Annotated in this window: 19 protein-coding genes; 5 read left to right on the forward strand and 14 right to left on the reverse strand. The window is 70.8% G+C overall.

Translation table 11 applies throughout. The features are described from left to right. Positions 1 to 500 precede the first annotated feature (500 nt). Complete coding sequence (locus HUT10_RS10420; RefSeq protein WP_176170995.1) at positions 501 to 1313, reverse strand: hypothetical protein; 813 nt, start codon at positions 1311 to 1313, stop codon at positions 501 to 503. A 189-nt stretch (positions 1314 to 1502) separates the two neighbouring features. Here HUT10_RS10420 and HUT10_RS10425 point away from each other — a divergent pair, with 189 nt between their 5' ends. The 5 genes from HUT10_RS10425 to HUT10_RS50830 all read left to right on the forward strand — a co-directional run bounded on the left by HUT10_RS10425 (position 1503) and on the right by HUT10_RS50830 (position 6511). Next, positions 1503 to 3053 carry a BTAD domain-containing putative transcriptional regulator gene (locus HUT10_RS10425; RefSeq protein WP_176170996.1) on the forward strand — a complete coding sequence of 517 codons (1551 nt, stop codon included), beginning with the start codon at positions 1503 to 1505 and terminating at the stop codon, positions 3051 to 3053. A 43-nt stretch (positions 3054 to 3096) separates the two neighbouring features. Further along, complete coding sequence (locus HUT10_RS10430) at positions 3097 to 4398, forward strand: lipopolysaccharide assembly protein LapB (protein WP_176170997.1); 1302 nt, start codon at positions 3097 to 3099, stop codon at positions 4396 to 4398. Positions 4399 to 4896: 498 nt separating this feature from the next. After that, positions 4897 to 5406 carry a hypothetical protein gene (locus HUT10_RS10435; protein WP_176170998.1) on the forward strand — a complete coding sequence of 170 codons (510 nt, stop codon included), beginning with the start codon at positions 4897 to 4899 and terminating at the stop codon, positions 5404 to 5406. A gap of 304 nt (positions 5407 to 5710) precedes the next feature. Next, positions 5711 to 6010, forward strand: coding sequence for a hypothetical protein (locus HUT10_RS50825; protein WP_254896807.1), 300 nt, complete (start codon positions 5711 to 5713; stop codon positions 6008 to 6010). Positions 6011 to 6220: 210 nt separating this feature from the next. Continuing rightward, a complete protein-coding gene (locus HUT10_RS50830) occupies positions 6221 to 6511 on the forward strand; it encodes a helix-turn-helix domain-containing protein (protein WP_303246959.1) in 291 nt (96 codons plus the stop codon). Positions 6512 to 6799: 288 nt separating this feature from the next. On the opposite strand, the gene HUT10_RS10450 is transcribed toward HUT10_RS50830, so the two are convergent. From HUT10_RS10450 to HUT10_RS10510, 13 genes are read right to left on the reverse strand one after another with little or no spacing between them, the layout of a single operon-like run. Further along, positions 6800 to 7999 (reverse strand): MFS transporter, encoded by a 1200-nt coding sequence (locus HUT10_RS10450; RefSeq protein ID WP_254896809.1) that lies wholly within the window; start codon positions 7997 to 7999, stop codon positions 6800 to 6802. Further along, the gene (locus tag HUT10_RS10455; protein ID WP_176170999.1) at positions 7987 to 8211 is read right to left on the reverse strand and encodes an acyl carrier protein; all 225 of its coding nucleotides are present in this window, start codon (positions 8209 to 8211) and stop codon (positions 7987 to 7989) included. The genes HUT10_RS10450 and HUT10_RS10455 overlap by 13 nt, the downstream gene beginning before the upstream one ends. After that, a complete protein-coding gene (locus tag HUT10_RS10460) occupies positions 8192 to 9700 on the reverse strand; it encodes an AMP-binding protein (protein ID WP_176171000.1) in 1509 nt (502 codons plus the stop codon). Before HUT10_RS10460 ends, HUT10_RS10455 begins: the two co-directional genes overlap by 20 nt. Beyond that, entirely contained in the window at positions 9693 to 11099 is a 1407-nt protein-coding gene (locus HUT10_RS10465; protein WP_176171001.1) for a condensation domain-containing protein, read from the reverse strand. The genes HUT10_RS10460 and HUT10_RS10465 overlap by 8 nt, the downstream gene beginning before the upstream one ends. Beyond that, positions 11096 to 13084: a carbamoyltransferase C-terminal domain-containing protein gene (locus HUT10_RS10470; RefSeq protein ID WP_176171002.1), complete on the reverse strand. Its 1989-nt coding sequence runs from the start codon at positions 13082 to 13084 to the stop codon at positions 11096 to 11098. The genes HUT10_RS10465 and HUT10_RS10470 overlap by 4 nt, the downstream gene beginning before the upstream one ends. A 17-nt stretch (positions 13085 to 13101) precedes the next feature. After that, positions 13102 to 14133 (reverse strand): hypothetical protein, encoded by a 1032-nt coding sequence (locus HUT10_RS10475; protein WP_176171003.1) that lies wholly within the window; start codon positions 14131 to 14133, stop codon positions 13102 to 13104. Further along, complete coding sequence (locus HUT10_RS10480; protein ID WP_176171004.1) at positions 14130 to 15083, reverse strand: TauD/TfdA family dioxygenase; 954 nt, start codon at positions 15081 to 15083, stop codon at positions 14130 to 14132. Before HUT10_RS10480 ends, HUT10_RS10475 begins: the two co-directional genes overlap by 4 nt. Next, complete coding sequence (locus HUT10_RS10485; RefSeq protein WP_176171005.1) at positions 15080 to 16546, reverse strand: AMP-binding protein; 1467 nt, start codon at positions 16544 to 16546, stop codon at positions 15080 to 15082. The genes HUT10_RS10480 and HUT10_RS10485 overlap by 4 nt, the downstream gene beginning before the upstream one ends. Then, on the reverse strand, positions 16536 to 17462 hold the full coding sequence (locus HUT10_RS10490) for a TauD/TfdA family dioxygenase (protein ID WP_176171006.1): 927 nt from the start codon (positions 17460 to 17462) through the stop codon (positions 16536 to 16538). Before HUT10_RS10490 ends, HUT10_RS10485 begins: the two co-directional genes overlap by 11 nt. Then, complete coding sequence (locus HUT10_RS10495) at positions 17459 to 18574, reverse strand: hypothetical protein (protein WP_176171007.1); 1116 nt, start codon at positions 18572 to 18574, stop codon at positions 17459 to 17461. Before HUT10_RS10495 ends, HUT10_RS10490 begins: the two co-directional genes overlap by 4 nt. Before the next feature lie 2 nt (positions 18575 to 18576). Beyond that, positions 18577 to 18816 (reverse strand): acyl carrier protein, encoded by a 240-nt coding sequence (locus HUT10_RS10500; protein WP_176171008.1) that lies wholly within the window; start codon positions 18814 to 18816, stop codon positions 18577 to 18579. Further along, positions 18816 to 20351 (reverse strand): histidine ammonia-lyase, encoded by a 1536-nt coding sequence (gene hutH, locus HUT10_RS10505; RefSeq protein ID WP_176171009.1) that lies wholly within the window; start codon positions 20349 to 20351, stop codon positions 18816 to 18818. The genes HUT10_RS10500 and hutH overlap by 1 nt, the downstream gene beginning before the upstream one ends. Beyond that, on the reverse strand, positions 20348 to 23299 hold the full coding sequence (locus tag HUT10_RS10510) for an AMP-binding protein (protein WP_176171010.1): 2952 nt from the start codon (positions 23297 to 23299) through the stop codon (positions 20348 to 20350). Before HUT10_RS10510 ends, hutH begins: the two co-directional genes overlap by 4 nt. Positions 23300 to 23688 lie beyond the last annotated feature (389 nt).

The raw sequence follows: 23688 nt of genomic DNA on the forward strand, positions 1-23688 counted from the left end.
GGCGGCTGCGGGCGAGGCGGTAGGACTCAGTGCCAGTCTCGATGATGTTGACGCCGAAGGTGGGCCGGTCGACGATAGCGGGCGGTGACGCCGCGGTGCCCGGCCAGCCTCGGGTACATGCCAGCGTGGTGTCGGGCTTGGGCGAGATATCGATGACCAGCTGCGGGTGCTAGGTCGCGACCATCCCTACACCCGGCGCTGTAACCGCGCTCGAGGAACCGCTCGTCGACTTGTCGCGGGTGCTGGGCCCCGATCATCCCTCACACCGTGGCCGCCCGCCACAACTCACCCGTTGCGAGCCCTCTCATCCGGGAGATCCCACTGTTGATCGGCGGGGTCGATCGCCAAAGCCACCTCAAGTCCGCAACCTAGTCGAGCGGCTGTTCTCGCGGCCACCGCAACATGCTCTTATGCCGCTAGTCTCGCGCGCACCTGCCCACGAGCCGGCGGAGAGTCTAGCGAAGGGATCCCCGGGTCAGTTGATGCCGTTGTACGACGTCTCAGCCGGGTTGTCGCAAATTGCCCGATGGGCCGTCACCGTACTTGACGTATATCCACGCCGGGGCAACGGTCTCCTTGACGCGGACGGTGACCTGCACGTATCGACGTGGCTGGCTGAGTGCACTGTGTCGGATGACCTCATCGTAGAACCACGCCGACGCTATCAATGCCAGGGGGCCAGGCGACTGCGCAAGTTCCGCTTTTATCGCCGGAGAGTCGAGCAGCCGGAACGCGTGAACGATCGCCTGCCCTGTCGCTCCGTATGCGTCATAGCTGACCTCGCCTGCATGCAGGACCAGCCGTAAACGGATCTGCTCGGTCAGCGAATGCTCTTCGTTGTAGGCGATCAATGCCTGGGCCAGAGTCGGAACAACCTGCTCGATGAAGATCGCCTTCGGATACGAAGATGGAGCCAGCACGAGGACGCCGTCGCCGAGATCGACGTGCTGGCAATCGTCCCAAACAACACCAGAAGCCAGTAGCGCATGGTGGACGACCTCATACAGCCCGGCACGGACGGTAAGGCGATCGGCGTTAGTGCGACCCGGAGAGGAAAACTCTTCGACATCGACAGCCACGATCGTCCGATGTACGGCATTCGAGCCGCGCTTCTGCAGCTCACACGTGACAGCTGATGCATCACGCGTCTGCGGCGCGGAATGTGCGTCGTCCATCCACAGCCGTCGCAGCCAGCGCCGCAACGAGCGCTGAGCGGCAGACGTGACTGGCGGCGTGTCCGCCGGCGACCGTGGCCTGTCGTTCGCGGCGCGTTTGGGCTGCACTCGACGGTAGATGTTGTCTGGCGTGAGCATCTGGGCCACCTCCGCTGGGCCTGTCGTACGAGGCCGATCGTCCAGCTCGGAGGTTGACACTTCGGTTGCCATGAACAGGACAGATCCTTGACAGCCCCGGTAACCAGGGGCAACTACCCTGTTGGCGGGGCTAATGTGCACGTCATCGCGTCCCTGGCCGGCACTCCGCGGGGTGGCACAAGGAGCCCGATGGAGTTGAACATCCTGGGCAGCGTGGAGCTGCGGCTTGACGACCAGACAGTCGACTTCAAGCGTGCGAAGGAACGCTTCCTGCTCGGTGTGCTGGCGATGCGGCACGGCAAGCTCGTGAACGTTCAGACAGTCATCGACGCGCTCTGGGATGACCCACCCCTGCATGCCAGAAAAACTCTCCACGCCTACGTCAGCCGGCTGCGGGCCACTCTTCGCGGAACCGGGGGCGACAGCGAGATCCTCACTCAAGACGGGGGCTACAAGTTCGTCCGAGGGCAGGACTCCCTTGACTACCTCCGGTTCAAGGATCTCGTCCGCGCCGGCCGAGCAGCTCGCGAGACGAACGAGCTCGACACAGCCGCTGAGGCGCTCGACCAGGCAGTCACGCTGTGGCGTGGAGACGTCGTCGCAGGCCTGAACACAAGCTGGATGGAACGCCAGCGTGAAGACATGGAAGACCGGGAGCTGCTACCCGCCTACCAGGCCTTGTGCACCATCGAGTTGCAGCGGGGCAACCTCCACGAAGTGCTGAAACGGCTTGATGCTGTGCCGGAACGGCACGAGCAGGATGTCACCTTCGCGGCGTTGCGGCTCAGCGCGCTGGATGGACTCGGACGGTTCGAGGATTTCGACGCCTGCTGGAGACAGATCTGGGACAGGTGCGCCGAGTCGTACGGCACCAGCCCACCTCGAGAGTTGCAGGAACACTACAGAAAGCTTCTCCAGGAACGCGAGCTGGTCGAACCTGCTGATCACCGCCGCACCCAAGCTGCGCTACGCGCCATTCCGCCCGCCCAGCTCCCACTCACCGTCAGTGAATTCATCGATCGGCCCGCTCATCTTGCGGAGCTGGAGAAGTTGCTGGTCAAGGCACAGATGAACGGGCCGACGTCAACCCTGGTCATCGTGATCACCGGGCCGGTCGGCGTCGGAAAGACTCAACTCGGGCTGCACTGGGCCCACACGATCCAGGAGCAGTTCCCCTATGGGCAGCTCTACGCCGACCTCTCCGGCTACTCCCCCACCCCCGCGCGCAGCCCGGACGACGTACTGGTTGAGCTGCTCGAATCGCTAGGAGTTGCTGCGCCGGACATTCCGATTTCACCGAGGTTGCGGGGCCACCAGCTGCGAACGAAGCTGGCGGGACGTCGAATTCTGCTGTTCCTGGACAACGCGCTCAACTCCGAACAGGTGATACCGCTCCTGCCGGGCAGCGCCGCCTCCGTGGTGATCGTGACCAGTCGCCACCGCCTGACCGATCTCGTCAACGATCACGGCGCCTACCGGCTGACCGTCGCAAGATTCACACCCGCCGAGACCGCGCAACTGCTGACGGCACTGGTCCCCGACCTGCACGCGCCGGCCGGCAACTTCACGGCCGAGGCCGCCAATCACTTGACAGGTGGCCTTCCCCGAGCCATCCGGATTCTCGCCGACGCCCTTACCACCACAACGGCGCCAGCCGACCCGCCTGCCCCTGGCGATCTGCTCCCTGGCCGGCGAAACAGACAGCCGGACGCTGCTGGCATCGATCGCGTGGTCCTATGACAGCCTCCCGGCCGGCGCGGCCAGCACGTTCCGGACACTGAGCATGCACATCGAGCCCACGCTCAGCGTTGCCGCGGCAACGGCGCTGGATGGCACCAGCTCGGAGACGACCCGCGCTCACCTCAACGCTCTGCGTGCTCTGCATTTGATCGGCTCACACGGCCACGGCTACACGATGGACACGTTGACCCGGGCGGCCGGCGAGCGGATCGCCATGAAGGTGGACCCCTCCGACAGCCGAGCTCGCGCGCAGGTCCGCCTGCTCGACTGGATCAACGAGTTCGCCACCGACATCGCCGAGACACTGGCACCCACGCGCCCCCGGCCGGAGACCGAAAGGCCCGGGTCGGAGGACGAATCCCGCGATTCCCACGCTGACGCGACAACATCGCTCGAGCGCGAACGCGCCAGCATCGCCGCGAACGTACGACGGGGAGCACGAACGCACCTTCCCCAGGTTGTCGCCATCCTCCGCACGCTCCGCCCGCATCTGCTGATCGGCGACAGCCTGCGCGACTGGCTCCACACACACGAGGAAGTTCGCACTGCGGCGATCGCCGCACAGGACCACGGCAGCGAAGCCGAGGTGCTCGCCGGACTCGCTCAGCTGCACCACCATCTCGGCAACCCCGACGAATCACTGAAGTCGGCCCACGTCGCCGTCACCCTTTTCCGCACAACAGACAACCAACGCGGCGTCGCCGAGGCCCTCCTATTCGTCGCCTCCCACTACAGCACGATCGGCGCGCACGAACTGGCCATCGCCAGAGCCCGCGAAGCACTGGAGATCCACGCGGACATCGACCAACCCGCCCTGGCAGCCCGCACACACCTTCAACTCGGAACCGACCTGCAACAAGCCAACGACCTCACAGCGGCACTCGGACACCTCACCGCCGCAGCAGACACCTTCCAGCGCCTACCCGACCACCGACAGCACGCAGCAACCCTGCTTCAGCTGGGCAAACTCGCCCGTCGGCAAAACCACCCCGACAAGGCGGCCGTCCACCTGCAGAAATCCGCGACCCTGCACACTCACCACCCGGCCAACCACAGCCAGACCGTAGCGGTACTTCTCGAGCTCAGCGAGACCAGCTTCGAACAAGGAGACTTCACCGAGGCGGTGCTACGCGCACGTGAGACCGTCGGCCTCTGTCGTTCTCCCGAAGACCACGTGAGTTCGGTGCGCGCGCACGTCACACTCGTGCGAGCACACGCCGCAACCGGACGACAGGCTGACGCCTGGACCGAGTCCCGCCGAACGCTGGAGCTGATCGACGAAGTTCAAGACGAGGTGAATGAATATGTCCGAGAAGAATTCACCAAGCTCGAACTATGGCCCTAGTCGTGAGGGCTCTGAATACGTCTGGCGCGTGTTCCGATGTGCGGGAGCCTTCGCCAGTCCGCAACAGGTGCCATTCGCCCGAGGGAGATCGCTGCGGTCCGGCGGCACCGGCGAAGCGCGCTAACGACTCGTCAAGAATCCCGCAGCCAGCAGGCGGCAAGGCCCGTGGGATCGGACGGTGCGCAGTGCGGCTCCACTGCTCGACTGCCGCAGCTGAGGTCAGCGGCGCGAGCCCAACGCAGGCCCTTTGTGAGGTTGACCCCCATGTTGGACATGAATAGTTGCCGCCTCGGAGCGGGACTCAGGGCCGCGCCCGCCGGGCCCTCTCTTGATCACGCCGTCCGCCAAGTCAAAGGATCACCCCGGCAGACGAACGAGTGTTGACAACCACCTAGTCGTCGAGACGCGTATCATTTGCGCAGCAAAATACGACTATCAGAGCATTGACGCACTCCGTCGAAGATCAATAATCCTACAACCCGCGCTTCGGTGGTGGATATGTCTCTAGCGACCGATTTCTTACAAGAGTGGATCAACAAGGCGGCTCAGCGCGAGCCCAGCATCACCCGCACGACCGCTCAGCGGTGGCCCCAGATCGGCCCACCGCCACACTTCAAGCCAGGTATCACGAGCTACGGCTGGGGCATCAACGGCACGCTGGTGAAGGATTCCAGCGGGCACGCGATCGGGTTGAAGTTCAGCAAGATCGAGGTGTGGTTCAGTGATCGTGGCCTGAATCTTGACAGCCCTCCACCGGACTCGTGTCAACAATTCTTGGGCACGAATGCCGACCGCGAGGAAATGACTTTCACCATCTCCGGGGACACAGTAAAGCTGGACGTGAAGTTGACCAATTGGAGCAATGAACCTTTTTCCCGAAGTACCACCGTGTTTGACGAATTCAGCAACCAGCTCGTCTTCTTCAATTACCCTGCAGCTGGACCGGATCCGGTGACCGCGCTGTTAGTTGTCAGTTTCGCCGACACAGGCGCATTCGGTTGGGTGTAGAACAAGGTCGGCAAGCAGGTCGCCGACCGGACGGGTGAGGGCAACGACGAAGCCCGCGGACTACCCGCGTACCGGTGGTCGTTGAAACACATGATGCCTCGGCTTAGCGATGGAAAGTCCGCATCCGTGCGAGCTAACAGAGACGCCGTGGTCGAGGCCGGGCTGTCCTGGGCTGATCGGCTCGGCGATGCGCTAGGCATGCTGCTCGGCTACGCCGACACGACCGCGCCCGGGACGCGGTGTACGCAGTCGGCCGTGCCGCCCGGACCATCCTCCGGCCGAACTGGGCGCCGCGCTCCGGCCAGTGCTGGCCGACAACAAGGTGACCTCGCGCGAGCAAGCGATCCGGCTGCTCGTCGAGCACCGCGTGCCCGGCGCAGCCGACGAGCTCGCCGCGCTGTGGGCGGACCTGCAGCTCCGCCGCGCCATCGTGTCGGCCGCGCACCGGCTGCTCGAGAACGAACGAGCGTGGCAATGGCTCACGGAAGCGACCGGCATGACCGCGGTGGCCACAGCGGTGACCGAAGCCGCCCCGCCGACCATCGCCGAGCACCACCACCGCGCCTGCTACGGCGCGCTGGGGTGCCGCAGGTGGCGCGGTTAGCGAGCTGTTCAGCCCGGCCCGCATGGTGAGAGCGGCCGGTTCGGCACGATCGGCGGCGCTGTCGTCCTCGGCGACCACGGTGCCGTGTTGATGACGATCTCTGAAAGTCCCCACTCTCACTCTTTGGATTTCCCCAGCTGAGGCAGTCCTACCCGGCATGTCGTTTGCGCTGGTCAGCGCGCCTGCAGAGACGGTTCGCGGTGTTGGTCATTGTGGACCGTTGCTGGAGGCCGGACGCTTTCGCTGGAGGACGTGGAGGCCCAGGCCCGGTGTGAGCAGGGGTGGTCGATCGGCGCAATCGCGCGCCACCTCGGCCGTGATCGCAAGACCATCCGCCGATATCTGTCTGGTGAGCGGGCGCCTGACCAGGTCCTTCTCACTCCACACTCGCTCAGCCATGGGCCTCCCTTGATCAGGAGCCCAGACTGTCAACAACCTCTGTCAGTTTTAGAAGTTCGATCAACCGCTCGACGGTCGGCGACTCCACAACTGACTTCTTAGTGAACTGCAGCAGCGTTCGCCTCACAGCCGGCTGCGCACCGAAACGATTACGGCACCAGAGCCGGCGTCAGCATGCAGGTCCGTGGACCCGGCACCTGGGCGCCGTCACGCTGAAGTGGCCTTCGTGGCAGACCCAGCAGATCGGGATGCGGTCCGCCCGGAGTACGTCCGCCACCGCTGCGTCCGGGACGTCGGCCGCACAGATGCCTCGGGTCAGAGCGATGATCCGGCGCGTCGACATACTCCCGGCGTCAGCCGCCACCTCTGCGGGTGGCGTGCCCACTGCGGTCATGCCGGGACCGGGCTTTCCAGCTGGGTGCGGACCAGACGGTCGACCGCCAGCAGGCCCGCGACCGCCGCGCCCGCCGTCGCGCCCAGGACCCAGCGGACGCCCACCAGGTCGGCCAATGCTCCTGCGGCCAGCATCGTGACCAGCAGGATCGCCGCGTACAGCGCTCCCGACGTGCCGACGATGCGGCCGCGGCTGGTCTCCGGGACCGTCAGCAGCAGCCACGTCTGCGTGCCCACCCAGGACAGCGTGAACGGCAGGCCAGACAGACCGAACACCACCAACGCCATGGCCGTCGACGGCCACACCGCCAGCACCACGATCAGCGCGTTCGCGATGGCTGCCCCGGCCACCACCGGGAGCCGGTAGCCGAGGCGGCGGACCGTCACGCCGACGATCGGGCCCGCGATCACCGCCGTGACGGCGAAGGCGCTGTTGGCCGTGCCCATCTCACCCGACGTGGCGCCGATCACCCCCAGCATCAGAACCGGGAACAGCGCCGACAGCGGCCCCTCCTTGAGGGCGTCCAGCAGCTGCAGCAGGACCAGCCCGCGGACGCGGGCGTTGGTGCGCAGCAGCTCGCGCACTCCCCCGCCGGACCCGGTTTCCGCGCGGGCCGTCCGCCTCGCGCGGTCGCCCGGGAGTGCCAGGCTCAGCAGGAACGACACCGCCATCAGCACCGACATGCCCACGACCGTCCAGCGGAACCCGGCCCAGGCGATGACGAAGCCGCCGAGGGCCGGGGCGATCAGCCGGGTCGCGTTGGAGGCGAACGAATTGAGCCCGTTGGCTTCCGACAGTTCCTCGCCGGAGACGTAGGACGCGATGAGCACCTGCTCCGCCGGACCGTAGAACTGCTGGACCGTCGCCTGCAGGAAGACCACGGCCACCAGGCCCGGCCCCGACTCGGCGACGCCGAACAGCGCCACCAGCAACAGCACCCGGATCAGCAGGCCGGACCGGACGATGCGCAGGCGGTTGTGCCGGTCGGCCGTCGATCCCGCCAGTGCGCCGAAGGCGATGCCGGCCACTGTCGAGGTCGCCGCCAGGACGCTGGTCAGCAGCGCCGACTGCGTCAGCAGGTAGACGTGGACCGACAGCGCGATGCCCAGTGACCAGCCGACCATCGACGACACGAGGTTGATCACCCACAGCACCCGGAACCGGGGGTTGGCGCGCAGCAGCCTCACAGCCGGCATCCGGCCATCGTCCGCGCGACCTCGCGCATGCTCTCTGCGTTGACGAAGTCGTCCATCCGCAGCTCGTAGCCCAGCCCGCGCAGCCTGCTGATCAGCTCCAGCACGGCCATCGAGGCCAGGCCGAGATCGAAGATGTCCAGGTCCGGCTCATCGAGCGGCCGGCCGGTGACGGCGGTGTACTCCCGTTCCAGGTCAGTGAACGCGCTGTCCACGGTGACTCCCTTCTCCTACGTCGTGGGCCAGGGCCCGGTAGTCGGTCTTGCCGGAGGCGGTCAGCGGCAGGCGGTCCACGGGGACCAGCCGGAACGCGACGTCCTCCATCGCCGAGGTGGCCCGGACGAATTCCCGGATCACGCGGGTGCCGGGCACCGCGCCGGGGTCGCGCGGCCGGCACGCGAGCACCACCCGGGGCGGACTGCCCGGGTCGCCGGTGTCCAGGAACGCGGCGCAGTCCTGGATTCCGGGGTGGGCCCGCACCGCCGCCTCCAGCCCGTCCAGCTCCACGCGCACCCCGTTGAGCTTGACCTGCCGGTCGCTCCGGCCGAGCACGGCGTAGATGCCCGGCTCGACCTCGACCGCGGTGTCCCCGGTCGCGTAGGCCGTGCCGTCCGGGTTGAACCCGCCGGTGCCCGCGGCTGCGCCCAGGTAGCCGCCGGCGACCTGCACGCCGGAGATCACCAGCTCGCCGGAGGGGCGCAGGGTCAGCGCGCAGCCTGCGGCGCCGCGCCCGATCGGAACGGGGTCCCACTGCTCGCGCTCGTCGAACGTCCAGTGGCTGACGTCGATCGCGCACTCGGTCGGCCCGTACATGTTGACGATCCGCGCTGCCGGCGCGAGCCGCTGCAGCGCCGACGCCGTGTCGCGGTCGAGCACCTCGCCGCTGAGGGCGATCATGCGCAGGTTCGGCACCGGGCCGGCCGCCGGGTCGCGCAGTGCGGCCCGCGCGACCGACGGGACGAAGTGGCACACGGTGACGCCCTCCTCGCGCAGCACCCGCCACAGGCCGGACCAGCCGCCGTCCGCGCGGATGTCGAGGACGGCGGTGCACGCGCCGTGCAGCCGAGGCCACAGGTACTCCCAAATGGACACGTCGAACCCGCAGGAGGTCTTGGACAGCACCACGTCAGCGGGCCTGAGCGGGTATAAGTCCTGCATCCAGGCGAGCCGGTTGCGCAGCGCCGGCCAGGTCGTCTCGACGCCCTTCGGCGCGCCCGTGGTCCCGCTGGTGTACATCACGTAGACCGGCGGCACCGGCGTCGTGTCGAGGCGGGCGACCGCGGCGCCGAGGTCCGGGACCGTCGCGTCCGGTACGGCCAGCCGGTGCGCCCCCAGCTCGGCGAAGGGCAGCGAGCGGGTGCCCGCCGGCCCGTCGCCCAGGACCAGGGCGACTTCGGCGTCCCCGCAAACGTAGGCGGTCCGTTCCACCGACCACGACACATCGAGCGGAACGTACACACAGGACGCCACGAGGGTGGCGAGGATCGCGACGTGCTGGTCGGTCCCGGGTGCCAGGCGTACTCCGACCCGGGAGCCCGGCGGCACGACCTGCCGCAGCCGCAGGGCGGCGGTGCCCACCACGGTCACGAGTTCGCGGGCGGTCAGGACGCGGGCGCCGTCCCGGATCACGGTCCGGCCGGGCTCGGCCGCCGCGGCGGCGCAGAGGGCCCGCCACAGTGTCGCCCCGCAGCTGGGCTCAGTCATCGCCGAGTCCCCCCACAGCGCGAACGGCGCCCCGGTAGGCGCGCACGGCGTCAGGCTCGCCGGCGAACCGGCCGTCGGAGTAGAGCTGCAGGTCGATCCGGCCGTCGGCCTCTTCGCTGCGGTTGAAGCTCGCCTCGAACGGGAAGTCGGTGCGCGACCAGTCGGCCACCTCCTCGAACGTGTCCACGCCCAGCCGCTGCGCGGCCCCGGCGATGCTGTGGAAGCTGTTGAACACGAACAACGACCGGGGCGCGGCCGCCGGCCCGAGCGTGCGGACCAGGTGGGCCAGCGGCACTCGGCCCCGCGTGGTCGCCGCCAGCAGGCCGGCGCGGACCGCGGCGGGCTCGGGGACGGCCCCGGTCCACGGCAGCGGGACGACGTTGAGGAACATGCCGCGCGCGTCGACGCCGTCCTCGACGGCGAGCCGGGTGTTGACCGTGACGCCGGTCAGCGTTCCCACCGCGCCCGGGAGCTCCCGCAACGCTGTCAGGTGCACGGTCAGCAGGACGGCCTTGAGGCCGGTGCCGGACGTCCGCGCCAGCTCTTCCAGCGCCGCGAACTCGGCACCGGTGATCGACAGTGTGGCGTGCCAGGCCGGTCCGGCGCCCGCCGGGCCCGGCGGCGCGGCGGCCTCGGTCCACGGGCGCAGCCGGTCCCGCCACCACTGGTTGTCCACCGTGGACTCGAGCATGGCGTCCTGCTGCGCGCTGTGGTGTCGCAGCCGGGCGGACGGCGGCGGGGTCGCCGCAGCCTGCCCGGTGCCGAGCGCGGCGACGTAGGTGTCGAAGAACTCGACCAGGTTGAGGTGCGTGCTCCAGCCGTCGGCGATCGCGTGCGGCTCGGTGATGGTGAACGCGATGTCCCGATCGCTCAGAACGTGCAGGGTGAACCGGGTCAGTGGCGCCGCGGTGAGCGACAGCGTCTTGGCGTTCTCGGCCGCGGCGAACCGTTCCAGCTCCGCATCCCGGGCGGCCGCGGGCAAGCCCCGCAGGTCGTGCACGGTCAGCACCGGCTCGGGCGCGTGGGCCAGCACGATCTGCATCGGCCGGGAGAACGTGTCGAGGTCCAGCACTGAACGGAACATCTCGTGCCGGTCCACGAGTGCCTCGGCGCATCCGGCGAACACCGCCGGGTCGACCTTCGGCACGGACATCCGTGACATGGCTACGTTGTGGTACGGCGGCACGTCCGTCGCCCCCTTGCGGCGCCGGGCCGAACCGAGCACCAGCTGAGCGGCCATCGCGGTCTGTTGCGCGGTCATCGGGAACGCGTCGACCGCCCCGGCGGGCACCCGGGCCCGGTCGGCGTCCTCGAGCAGCCCGAACGGGGGCACCCCGGTCCAGTGGTCGTCCGGCAGGTCGGCGGGGTCGGTGGCGACCTCGTGCGTGGCGGCGGTCACGACGCCGCTCGCAGACGGGCGTGCCCGGCAAGCACGTCCAGCCGGTCGTCGGCAAGCATGTCCCGCAGGCTGAGCTGCAGCCCCTCGCCGCGGGCGAGTGCGACGAACCGCACCGACGTGATCGAGTCGCCGCCGACCGCGAAGAACCGGCTGTCCGGGCCCGGCGGGTCGATCCCGAGAATTTCCTGCCAGAGCCGGCTGATGATCTGCTCGACGTCGTCGGCCTTCCGCACGACGAGGTGGTCGCCCAGCACCAAAGCGTCGACGTCGCTGCTCAGGAAGGTGCGCACCGCGTCCGCGGGCGAGCACACGACCGGCTCGCCACGCACGTTGAACGAGGTGTTGAGGACCACCGGGGTACCGGTCAGTTCGCGGAACCCGTCGATGATCCGCCAGTAGAGCTCGTTGTCGGCCCGCCGGACGACCTGGATGCGGGCCGAGCCGTCGACGTGCGTCACGCCGCCGAGCCGATCCGTCCACTCAGGACGGACGTCGACGGTCTCCACCATCCAGAGGAACTCCGCCGGGTCATCGACGACGAAGCAGTCCTGGGTGTACTCCTCCAGCACGGCCGGAGCCAGCGGTCGGAAGTCTTCGCGGTGCTTGACCATCGCGTTGATGCGGTCGCGCATCTCCGCCGTGGACGGGTCGGCGAGGATGCTGCGGTTGCCCAGTGCCCGCGGCCCGTACTCCATGCGGCCCTGGAAGAGCGCGACCACCCGGCCGTCGGCGAGCAGCCGCGCCACCTCGGCGGCCAGTGCGGCGGGACCGGGCCGGGTCACCGTGGCGTCGATGCCGTTCAGCGCGGCCGTGACCTCGCCCGGGCCGTAGGCCGGCCCGAGGTAGGGCGGGCCCAGCCGCGGCGTTCGGCGGGCCGGGGCGGGCAGCTCGGGCAGCCGGGGGTCGGCGCGGTGCAGCACGGCCAGCGCCGCGCCGAGCGCGGTGCCGTCGTCTCCGGCGGCGGGCTGCACGAACTGGCGGCGGTACCACCCGGTCTCCCGGATCGCCTTGTTGACCACGCAGTTGAGCGCGACCCCGCCGGCGAGGCACAGCGAGTCCGCGCGCGGCCGCTCGACGGCCAGGAACCGCAGGACCGCCTGCTCCGTCGCCTCCTGGAGGGCGGCGGCGAGGTCGAGGTGCCGCTGCTGCATCGGCTCCTCGGGCCGCCGGGCCGGGCCCAGCAGCTCGGCCAGGTACTCCAGTGACCGCGCGTAGGTGGCACGCTCCTGCGGCGTCCGGTTCAGGTACGTGAACGGTGTGCTGTAGGTGCCGTCCTCGCGCAGCCGGACGATCTCGGCCACCGCCTCGCGCATCGGCGCCGGGTTGCCGTACGGGGCGAGGCCCATCACCTTGTACTCGTCCATGTTCATCCAGAAGCCCAGGTGCATGGTGACCAGGCCGTAGGCCAGGCCGATCGAGTGCAGCCCGCGGATCTGCGCGGTGGTGCGGATCCCGTCGGCGTCGGCGCGGTAGAGCGACGTGCTCTCGAACTCGCCGATGCCGTCGGCCACGAGGACGTCGGCTTCGGGATAACCCGAGCAGTAGAACGCGCTGGCGGCGTGCGCGAGGTGGTGGGCGACCGGGACGATCCGCATGGCGGGGTCCCAGGTGTGCTCGGCGTGCAGGTCGCGCGCCACCGCGTCGGCCGAGTACACCTCGTCGTACTCCTCGAGCGTGCCTTCGGTCTCGAAGAACGGCCGGTAGGGGGCGAAGTCGAAGTTGTGCGCGACGAACGCGACGTCCCGCGGCTTGATGCCGGCCTCGGCGAGGACGTAGTCCACGGCTTGGCGGGGGAAGCGGCCGGTGCCCTTGTCGCGGGCGAACCGCTCCTCGGCGGCCGCGGCGACGATGCCGTCCGGGGTCACCAGGGCTGCGGCCGAGTCCGCGCCCTGCGCCAGCCGGTACTGCCGGCGCTCCAAGCCGGGGAATTCCCGACGCATGCGGGGTTCGCTGCGGTTCAGCCCGCTGATTCCCAACACGTACACGACAGATCTCCTTGCGGTCAGGGGGTGTCCGGGCCGACGAGCGCCCGCAGCACGGCGGCGTGGCGGTCGGTGACGCCGGCGAATTCGCCGGCGAGCCGGTCGAGGGAGGAGTGGTCGCCCGCCGTCGCGGCGGCCAGGACGGCGTAGCAGAGGCTGCGGCAGAAGCGGACCACCGGGCGGTAGGCACGGGTGGCCTCTTCGGCGGCGGTCGGGTCGCCCGCGAGCAGCAGCCGGATCCGGTCCAGCATCAGGCTCGAATGCTCGAATAGCACCCGGGCCGAGCGGTTGTCGTACTCGCGCTCGCCCGCGCGGGCGGCGGCGATCTCGTCCGCGAAGCAGTCCCACACGGCCAGCCCGTACACGCGGTCCCACGGTTCGCGCAACGCCCGCAGCGCGGCGGTCGGGTTCTCCGACCGCAGGTAGGTGCGGATCTCCGCGGCGACGAAGTCCCGGTCGAAGGCGAACGCGCTCTCCGGCAGGTACCGGTACATGACGAACTGACGGCACCCGCTGCCGAGCCCGCGGTGCTCCGCGAACGCCCGGTCCAGCGCGGCGGCCGGGATGGTGACCGAGCGGAAGACGGGGTTCTCGTCGTAGCCCAGGATGTCGACCGTGCCGGCTTCGGCGTCGAACCCGTGCACGAGCAGGTCGTGGGACATCCGCCGGCGCCCGAAGGCGTACCGGCGCGGGATGTGGTGCTCGTCGACGTTGAGGTAGAGGTACCAGCCCTGCGCCAGCTGCCGCGCGGCGAACCCGGACAGCCGCGAGCCGAGCAGGTCGTGCATCAGCTCCGCGTCGGTCCGCATCGTTTCCAGGTGCGGGTTCGCCGCGTAGTCGAAGATGTAGAAGCACAGCGGCACCGGCGTGCCCGGCCGCCGGTCGTAGGCCAGGTGGATGAAGTTCGTCAGCGTCCACTCGACCTTCGCCGGGTCGCAGGCCTCGATGATCGACACCGGGAACGCGTAGAACTGGTAGGCGCGGGTGGTGACGTCCTCGTTGACCGGCAGCCGGACGCGGGCGGCCGTCCCGGGCGCGGCGACGGCGGTCACGCGGTCCCCCGCACCAGGCCGGTCATGGCGACCGCGACGCTCCGGTCGCCGTCGTAGGGCTCCCGGCCGTGCGCGGCGAGCATGTTGTCCACGAACAGGACATCGCCCCGCTCGTAGTCGAACCGCGAGGACGCGCGCCGGTAGCAGTCGCGGATGTGCGCGCACACGCTGTCGGGGATGCGCTTGCCGTCGCCGTAGCAGGTGTCGTTGGGCAGGCTGTCGTGCCCGAGCATGTCGGTGAGCACGGCGAGCGCGGCCGGCGGCAGCGTGCTCGGGTGGAAGAACGCGATATGGTTGAACCACAACGATTCCCCGGTGTCGGGGTGCCGGTGGAAGGCCGCCCGCCGGGCCCGGGTCTGGAGCACGCCGTCGGGACGCCAGGTCGTGGTGATCCCGGCCGCGGCACAGTAGCGGTCGACCTCGGCGCGGTCCTCGGTGCCGAACACCTCCGGCCACGGCAGGCCGAACCCGGGCTGGTAGGTGCGCACGTGCAGCCAGCCGCGTTCGGCGAACTCTGCCCGCACGTCCGCGTCGAGCAGCCGGGTCACCTCGCGGATGTCGGCCAGCGGGGTGGCCCCGCCCCCGGCGGCCGGGACGCTGCAGTGGAAGAACAGCCAGCGCGGCCACGACGCCTGGTAGGAGTTCTCGTTGTGGAAGAAGATCTCCTTGTCCTTGGCGTACTCGGTGGAGGTGTAGACGCGGCCGCCGAGCGATTTGCGCGGCGTCGAGCGCTCGGTGTACTCCAGCCGCTCGCCGCCCAGGGCGGCCACGACGGCGGCGAAGTCGTCGGTGCCGTCGACGCCGAACCCGCGCAACAGCACCGCGCCCGCGTCGGCCAGTTCGGCCCGCACGCGCGCTGCGGCGGCTGCGGGCGGGGTGGTGCGCAGGTCGTGGCCGAGATCGCCGGGCGTCAGCGTGGCCGGGGTGGTGCGCAGGGGCAGGGTGGTCATGACCGGTCCTCGGAGTGGGGGGACGACAGGGCCGTGGCGAGCTTCCCGCGCTCGGTCACGGCGATTTCGGGGCCGACGGCGATCTCCGCGGGCACCGCGTAGACGGGGAAGAACTCGAGCAGGTACCGCCGCACCGACCGGGGGGTGACCGCCGGGCCGCTCGCGGCGACGTGGGCGGTGAGCCCGCCGGGTCCGGCGGCGACCGTGGCGGCGAGCACGCCGGGACAGTCCGCCAGCCGCGACTCGATCGCGGCCAGGTTGACCCGGAAGCCGTTCACCTTGACCTCGCGGCCGATCCGGCCGTGGTAGGTGAACAGGCCGCCTGGCCCGCGGGAGACGTGGTCCCCGCTGGGGTACCGGCGCTGCCCGGCCCGCACGGCGAACGGGGTCAGCACCCCGCGCCCCAGCGCGTCGGGGACCAGGTAACCGGCGGCGACCTGAGCGCCGGTGATGACGAGTTCGCCGTGCTCGCCGCCGGGGTCGCGAGGGTACGCGTAGTCCGCGGGCAGCGGCGCCAGCTCCAGTCCGACGCCGGGCGGCGGTGTGCCGATGGGGACGTCGGCGCCGGTGAAGCCGTCGGGGACGGTGTAGCGGCAGCAGCCGACGGCTGCCTCCGACGGGCCGTACTCGTTGACGATCGCCGCCGCGGGGAACCGGTCGCGCCATCGGGCGAGGGCCGGCCCGCGCATCGCTTCGCCGCCCACCACCAGCACCGGGACGCTGGAGCGGGTGCCCGTCTCGGTCATCAGGCGGCAGGCGATGTCGAGCTGGCTGGGCGTGAGCTTGACGAACCCGGCCTCGTCGAAGGGACGTGGGTCGGTCACGACGGCCAGCGGCCACCGCACCGGGTCGAGCACCGCGACGGTCCGGCCGGACACCAGCGGTCCCAGCAGGCTGGTCACGGTCAGGTCGAAGCCGAGCGAGGTGAACAGCGGCGCGCCGTACCCGCCGCCGTACTCGGCCATCGCCCACCCGAGGTAGGCCAGTACCGCCGGCTCGGGCAGGACGACGCCCTTCGGAGCGCCGCTCGTGCCGGAGGTGGCGATGACGTATGCGGTCGAGCCGGGCACGGTTCTTCTCGTCCACGGCTCGCGACTGGCATCCGCGACGATTTCGGCGGAGTCCGTCCAGCGCAGGCCGTGCGCGGTGTCCCGCCGGGCGCCGAGCACGACCGAAGCGCCGCAGAGCCGGGCGAAGGCGGCCACGGTCCGGTCCGGGGTGCGCGAGTCGACCGGGGCGTAGGCGGCGCCGGTCAGCAGCACCGCGACGATCTGGGTGATCGTCTCCGTCGTACCGGTGCCCTGCACGGGGACGACGGTCCCGGGCCCGGCGCCGTGCCGGCGCAGCGACGCGGCCAGCGCACCGGCATCGTCGAGCAGCTGCGGGTAGGACGTGCGCCGCCCGCCTTCGATCACGGCGTCCCCGCGCCCGGCGCGGATCGCGGCGACGAGTTCACGCGACACGGCCGGCCTCCGTGTGGCTTGCCGCGCGACCCATGGCGACGAGCAGGCGGCGTTCGCCGGTGTAGGGGTTGCGGGCGTGCGCCCGGCGCAGGTTGTCCAGCAGGACCACCCGGTCCTCGGCCCACGGCACGGTTTCCTCCAGCCGCGTGCACAGGGCGATCAGGGCGTCGACGGCGGTGTCCGGGATCGGCTCGCCGTCGCCGAAGGTGCAGTCCTTCGGGAACTCCTCCGGCGGCATCAGTGCGACCATCGATTCACGTACGTCGGCGTCCAGGGCCCGGTGGTGCCAGTGCAGCACCTGCGCCACGAACGAGCGGCGGCCGCCGGGCACCCCGGCAACGGCGGCCCGGCGCTGCCGGGTGACCAGTACATCCTCGTCCCAGCGCCACTGCGCGCCTTCGCGGGTGCAGGCGGCTTCGGCCTCGGCGCGGTCTTCGGTGCCGTACAGGGTCCGCCAGTCCAGGCCCAGGTCGCCGCCGAGCCGGCGGGTGTAGGTGACGCCGGCGTCCTCGAACCGCGTGCGCAGCCCGGGATCCATCAGGTCGTACACCGCGGCCATGTCCACGGTGGGGGTGTCCCCTCCGGTGGCGGCGCGGCGGGCGCAGGCGAACGCGATCCGCCGGGGCCACTGTGCGGCGAAGGTGTTTTCGTTGTGCCACAGCAGCTTCCGCGAGCTGGAGAACTCGACGGGCGTGTTGACGGTGCCGGTCGGGTCGTCGGTCACGTGGCGGTGTTCGGGATTGTCGCGTGAGAGCGGGCCGCACGCCCGCCCGGCCAGGTCCTGGAAGACGGCGGTGCCGGCCAGGCCGGGGCCGTCGAGGACGGCCCCGCCGTCGTGGTCCACGGCCGCGTCGACGTCGGGACCGTGAACCGGCCACCAGGCGCCGACCGGGCGGTCGACGGTGAACTGTTTCATGCTTTCTCATCTCCTTGCGGGCCGTCGTGCGCGGCGCGGTCGAGCGCGGCCAGCAGGGCCCGGCCCAGTGCCGCGGGCGCCGGGCCGGGCGCCCTGCGCCGGGCGGTGACGGTCAGGTGAGCCCGCCCGCCCGCCGCGGTCAGGCCGGCGGCCAAGTCGTTGCGGGCGACGGGCAGGGCGGTGTCGATCGGTGTCAGGGCCGCGCCGGGCACGGACCGCTGGTCGCGGACGTAGAACTTGCAGCTGGGACCGGTCGTCTCCGGCTCGGGCGGCAGGCCGGTGGTCAGGGCGAGCGCGGCCAGGGCGCCGATGTCGGCCAGCACCGCGCGGGCGGCGTCGGGCCCGGAGGTGCCGGGGTGGACCACGCTCAGCGCGCGCTGGGTCTGGAAGTAGCCGATGCGCTCGCGGGACGCCGGGTCGAGCACCCGCAGGTCGACGTCGATGTACGGCGTGAGGGCCCCCTCGCCCGCGTCCGCGGCGGCGGCCGCGCAATGCCCGACGAGCCAGCTGAACGGGGTGACGCCGTGGGCCCGTGCCCGCCGCTCGGCCGCGGCTCGGACGCCCGGGGGCACCTCGGCTCGCCACTGCGGGTCCGCCGTCTCCTCCGGCGCCGACGCCGGCGGTGGCGGCCGCAGCGGGCCGTCGGGCCCGGGTTCCGCGAGCTCGCGGGCCAGCGCCGCCCAGAACAGCTCCTCCGACCGGCCGTCCCACACGACGTGGTGCGCGACGCCGATCACCTGCCGCGCCTGGCCTGCGGGGCCGGTCAGGACGCCGAGCCGCAGCACCGGCCCGGTCTCGGCCGACAACGGCTCGGCGCCAAGCGCGGCGGCCGCACCGGCCACGGACCACTCCGGTCCGAAGCGGACGGTGGGCGTGGGGTCCGGTCCCGGGAGCCGGACGAGCGTGCCGTCGGTGTCGGGGGCGAACACCGTCCGGCACTCCGGGTACCGGTCCAGCACCCGGCCGAGCGCCCCGGCGACTCGACCGGGTGGCGCCGGAGTGGCGAGCGCGGCGGCGAAGGCGCACAGCAGCCGCCGGATCGGCGTGCCTGCCTGTTCCTCGTACCAGAGCCCGAACTCCTCGCGGGTCGCCCGGGTGACCACGTCGGACACGACTACTCCTTCGCCCGCTCGACGTGGTCGGCCACCGTGCGGAAGGTCGGGCTTCGGAAGATCTCGACCAGCGGCAGCTCGACCCCGAACCGGATCCCCAGCTCGCGCACGAACTGGATGAACACGAACGAGTCGACGTCCAGCTCGAACAGGTTGTCGTCCGCGGCGGGTAGCCGGCCCGCCTCCGGCGCGACCCCGCGCCAGCACTCCTCGACCTCGGCGAGCACCGTGGTTCCCGGCATCAGCCGACCCCCTGTCCGACCAGCGTGCGCTCGACGCTCGGGCGGAGCTCGACGCCGCGCAGGAACTCCGCGGTGCGCTCGATGTCGTCGCTGAGCACGCGGTCTTCGTCCAGGCGCTCGACCAGGCCGCGGTAGGTCGCGTGCAGCGACCGGCAGTGCGCGGAGAGGACGAGGTCCGGTCGCAGGTCGACCGCCTGGCACGCGGTGAGCCACTCGACCGCCAGAACCGTCTCGAAGTCGCTGACGACCTGGCGGAGCTTGAGCACCGCCGTGCCGCCCATGCTGACGTGGTCTTCCTGCAGCTGGCAGGTCGGGATGGTGTCCACGCTGGCCGGGTGGCACAGCGTCTTCATCTCGTTGACCAGCGCCGCCGAGGTGTACTGCACGATCATCAGCCCGGAGTTGACGCCCGGGTCGGTGGTGAGGAAGTCCGGCAGGCCGCGACGCCCGGACAGCAGTTGGTAGGTGCGGCGCTCGGAGATCGAGCCCAGCTCGGTTACCGCGATGGCGAGCAGGTCGGCCGACATGGCCACCGACTCGCCGTGCAGGTTACCGCCGAACAGCGCGATCTCGTCGTCGGGGAAGAACAGCGGGTTGTCCGCGACCGTGTCGACCTCGTTGAGGATGGCCGTTTCCGCGTTGTCGATGTGCTCGCGCGCGGCGCCGTGCACCTGCGGGATGCACCGGAACGAGTACGGGTCCTGCATTGACGGGACCGCGCTCGGCAGCTTTGCATGGTTGCTGCCACGGGTGTGCTCGCGCAGTGCGCCGGCCACCGCGCCGCGCCAGCGGTTGCCTGACCGGCGGTGGTAACGCTCGTCGAAGAACCGCTCGGCGCAGCTGAACGACTGCAGGCTCATCGCCGCCACCAGGTCTGCGGTCTCGGCCAGTGCGACGATCCGGCCCAGCTCCACCAGCGCCACCGAGGTGATGTACTGGGTGCCGTTGGTCAGCGCCAGGCCGTCCTTCGCGGTCAGCCGCAGTGGCGGCCAGCCCAGGCGGCGCAGCACGTCCGCCGCGTCGTGAACGCGGCCCTCGTACTCGACCTTGCCGCGGCCCAGCAGCGGCAGGGCCAGATGCGAAAGTGGGGCGAGGTCGCCGCTGGCGCCGACGGTGCCGCGTTCCGGAACGACCGGGTGCACGCCGTGGTTGAGCATGTCGACCAGCCGTTCGGCCACCGCGAGCGACACCCCGGTCTGGCCCGAGCGGAAGGTCAGCAGCTTGACCAGCATCATCATCCGCACGACGGCCCGCGGGGACGGGCCGCCGACGCCGCACGCGTGCGAAAGGACGTGCCGCAGCTGCAGCTCGTGCTCGTCGCCGGCACGCACCCGCACGTCGGCCAACGCACCGAAACCGGTGTTGACCCCGTACACCAGGTCGGGGCCTGCCGAAAGCCGCTCCACCCAGTCCGAGGTCCGGGTGATCGCCCGCCGGGTGTCCTCGGAGAGCCGGATCTCGGTGCCCGGTGCGGACGCGGCCAGCAGGCTCGCGAGGGTCCACCGGTCGTCCGGCTGGATCACGAAAGTGGTCACTGGTGCTCCTGTCTCACCGGCGGGCCCGCGGGGCCGGCCGTCACTGTGCGGAGGTGGGTGGCGAAATTCCGGGCGAGGGCCGGATCGACCCGGCCGAGCACCCGGAATTCGAGGTCGTCCCCGGCCGCCGTCACGTAGACGGCGACAGGGTTGCGTGGCGGCGAGCCGGGAACCGCGACCCGATCCGGGACCGTGGTGGCGGGCGGGTGTTCGAGGACGACCACGGCGTCCCCGGGCGGGGCGAGGCCCTGGCCGGGCCGCAGCCCACCGAAGCCGGGTGCGACCGCCGCGGCGTCGACGGCGTCGAGCAGGTCGGCGGCGATCCGCTTGCGCCGCTCGGCGCGGCCGTCCGGGGCGCCCCGGTCGACGACGACTGGCACGTCGACCACGAAGTTGCCGACCGCACGAGCCTGCTCGGGCGTTCGCAAGGACACCGGAACCTCCACGACGACCGCGTCCGCAGCTGTCGTCCGCAGCAGTGCTTCGGCGACGTGTTCGACGAGGACCACCGAGAGCCGCAGGTTTTCGCCGGCCAGCAACGCGTCCGCAGTGGACTTCGGGACGGCGAACGGCTCCGGCTCGGCGAGGGCACCCGGCCTCGGGGCGAGGGTGCACGGGATCGTCCGCAGGCGGTCCTTGACCGACTGCCAGTACTGCTCGGCCGCCGGTGCGGGCGGCCCGGTGAGCACCGCGGGTGCCGACGACGCCGAGCCCGCGCCCCCGCCGGCCAGCAGCCGGTGCAGGTCCGCGAGCAGCGTCGCGAGACCGATGCCGTCGCAGATGATGTGGTGTACCACGAGGAACACAGCGACCTCGGTTCCCGACCGCACGAGCACGACCCGCACGAGCTGGTCGCGGGCGATGTCGAACGGCCGGTACAGCTCCCGGCGCACCTCGGGCCGCGTGCTGTCGCCGGGGTCGCCGGCGACCGTCACCGTGCGGACGTCGACCGGGCGCGGCGGGTGCACCACCCGCTCCGGGCGCCCGGCGGCGGGGTAGCGCAGCCGGAGCTGCGCGGTGGTGCGCACCAGCCGCCCGGCAGCTTCGGTGACCGCGGTTTCCCCGATGGGGAGCTTCGTGCGGAAACCGGCGACCACGTTGGCCGAGCCGTCGGCCGGGAAGAGCTGGCTCCACGACCAGAGTGGCCGTTCCGCCGCCGTCAAGCCGGCGGAATGGTCGTCCGCGCCGGTGACCGGCCGCCCGGCGCGCTTTCTGTCGATCAGGGCCGCGAGGGCACGCGCTTTGGGGTGGCGCAGCACGTCGGCCAGCGTGACGGTGACACCGAACCGGCGGGCGAGGCCCTGGTTCAGGTCCAGGGCCAGCAGGGAATGCCCGCCCAGGGCGAAGAAGTCGGCGTCCGGCGACGCCTCCGGCAGCCCGAGCACGCGGGCGAACTCGGCGGCCACGTCCGCCTCGGTCTCGGTCGCCGAGGCTGCGCCCTCGGTCGTTGCCGCGACAGGACGGGGCAAACCGGCGTAGTCGACTTTCCCGGAATGCAACCGGGGCAGGGCGTCGACCAGGACGATCCGCTCGGGCGCGCTCGCCGCCGCCAGTAACGGCATGACGTCGGCCCGCAGGGCCTCGGCGGTACGGCCGGCCGCCACCGCCCACACCCACACCGCGGCTCCGCCGTTCTCCGCGCGGACGGCGGCGTCGGTGACGTACGGGACGGCACGGAAGGCGCGCTCGACGTCGTCGAGGTCGATCTTGACCCCGCGCCGCTTGATCGTGCGGTCGCGGCGGCCGGTGAGGCGCAGCAGGCCGCGGTCGTCGACGTAGCCGAAGTCGCCGGTCCGGTAGGTCCGCACGCCATCTTCGCCGGCCGGGAACGCTTCGGCCAGTGCACCCCCGATGCCGTAGCCGGCGCACAGGTGCGGCGACCGGATGATGATCTCGCCGGGGTCGGCCGCGGACGCGGTGGCCGCGCCGGGCGGCGGGCACACCGTCACCTCGCGGCCCGCGATCGCCCTGCCCACCGGCAGGTCGGGCAGGTCGAGGTCGGCCGGGGTGACTTCGTGCCACGTCGCCAGGACGCATTCGGTGGGGCCGTACTCGTTGGACAGCCGAAGCCTGCCGCCCAGCGCGACGACCGCCCGGGCGAGCCCGGGATCGAAACGCTCGCCACTGCACATGAGGTGGACCAGGTCCGGCGGCAGTCCGCGGGTGGCCGCCGCCGCGACGAGAAGGCGCAGGATCGACGGGGTCGTCTCGAAGTGCGTAATCCGGTGGGCGGTCAGCCAGTCCAGCACGCTGTCACCGCCGCGACGCACCTCGGGCTCGGCGACGACCCCGACCGCACCGGCCGCCAGTGCCGAGAAGAGCTGGCTGTGGTGGGCGTCGTAGGTCGGCGCGGCCCAGACGGCGATCCGGGAATCGGGGCCCACGGCGTAGTGCGCGGTGAACTCGGCGACGTACTGGCCGAGGGCCGACCTCGCGAGCTGCACGAGTTTCGGTCGTCCGGTGGTGCCGGACGTCCGCACGGTGTAGGCGTACCGCGCCACCGGCTGACCGTCCTCAACGGAGGATTTCGGGGCGCAGAACAGGTCATCCGCGCGGACAACCGGCTCGCGGCGGGCGAAATCCAGGTCGGACACGGCGACGATGGCGTCCGGGTGCAGTGCGTCGAGGTGCGCGCCGAGCACGGTCGGATCCTCGCCCGCGTCGACGACGGCGAACTCGCGGCCTGCCAAGTGGCAGGCGGCGAGGACGGCGGCCAGGCGCAGCGACTGCGTGCCGACGACGGCGATCCGGGTGGCGGCACGCAGCCGGGGGTGTCCGCGCACGCCGTCGCCGAGCTCCGCCAGCCGGGCGCGGGTCAGCGAGCTACGGCCGTCGGTGAGCGCCACGGCCTCCCTCGCTTGGCCCAGGTGGTGGCGGAAACCGGCACTGACCTGCTCGTCTTCGGCAGCGCACACGGCGACACCGGCGGGCGTGAATGCAGCAGACATTGATCCTCAAGATTTCGCGGAGAACAAACCGAAAGGAGACGGGATGCGCGGTCGGACCCAGATCCGGTGCCGATCCCGGCGTGCTCATCGATTCTTACTGCCGAGCGGCGGCGAAGACCACCGCCAGCGCGGTAACCCACTCGAACGGCAGGCACGCTCATCACAACCGGAAGTCACTTCACACTGCAACACCCCCGAAAGGTCCAATCAGGCTACTCGTCTCCAGCTGGAAGAACACGCAAAGTTTCCGCGAACCGCAGGACGTCGAACGTCGGTAAATACTGCAACAATCGCAGATCCGGAAGGGGCCGAATGGCGGCTCGCCGTTCGGCCGGGCAGCGCGACACAAAGCCGAAAACGGACACGGCGACACCCCCGCTCACCACGTC

Source organism: Amycolatopsis sp. Hca4 (assembly GCF_013364075.1).
GTDB lineage: Bacteria > Actinomycetota > Actinomycetes > Mycobacteriales > Pseudonocardiaceae > Amycolatopsis.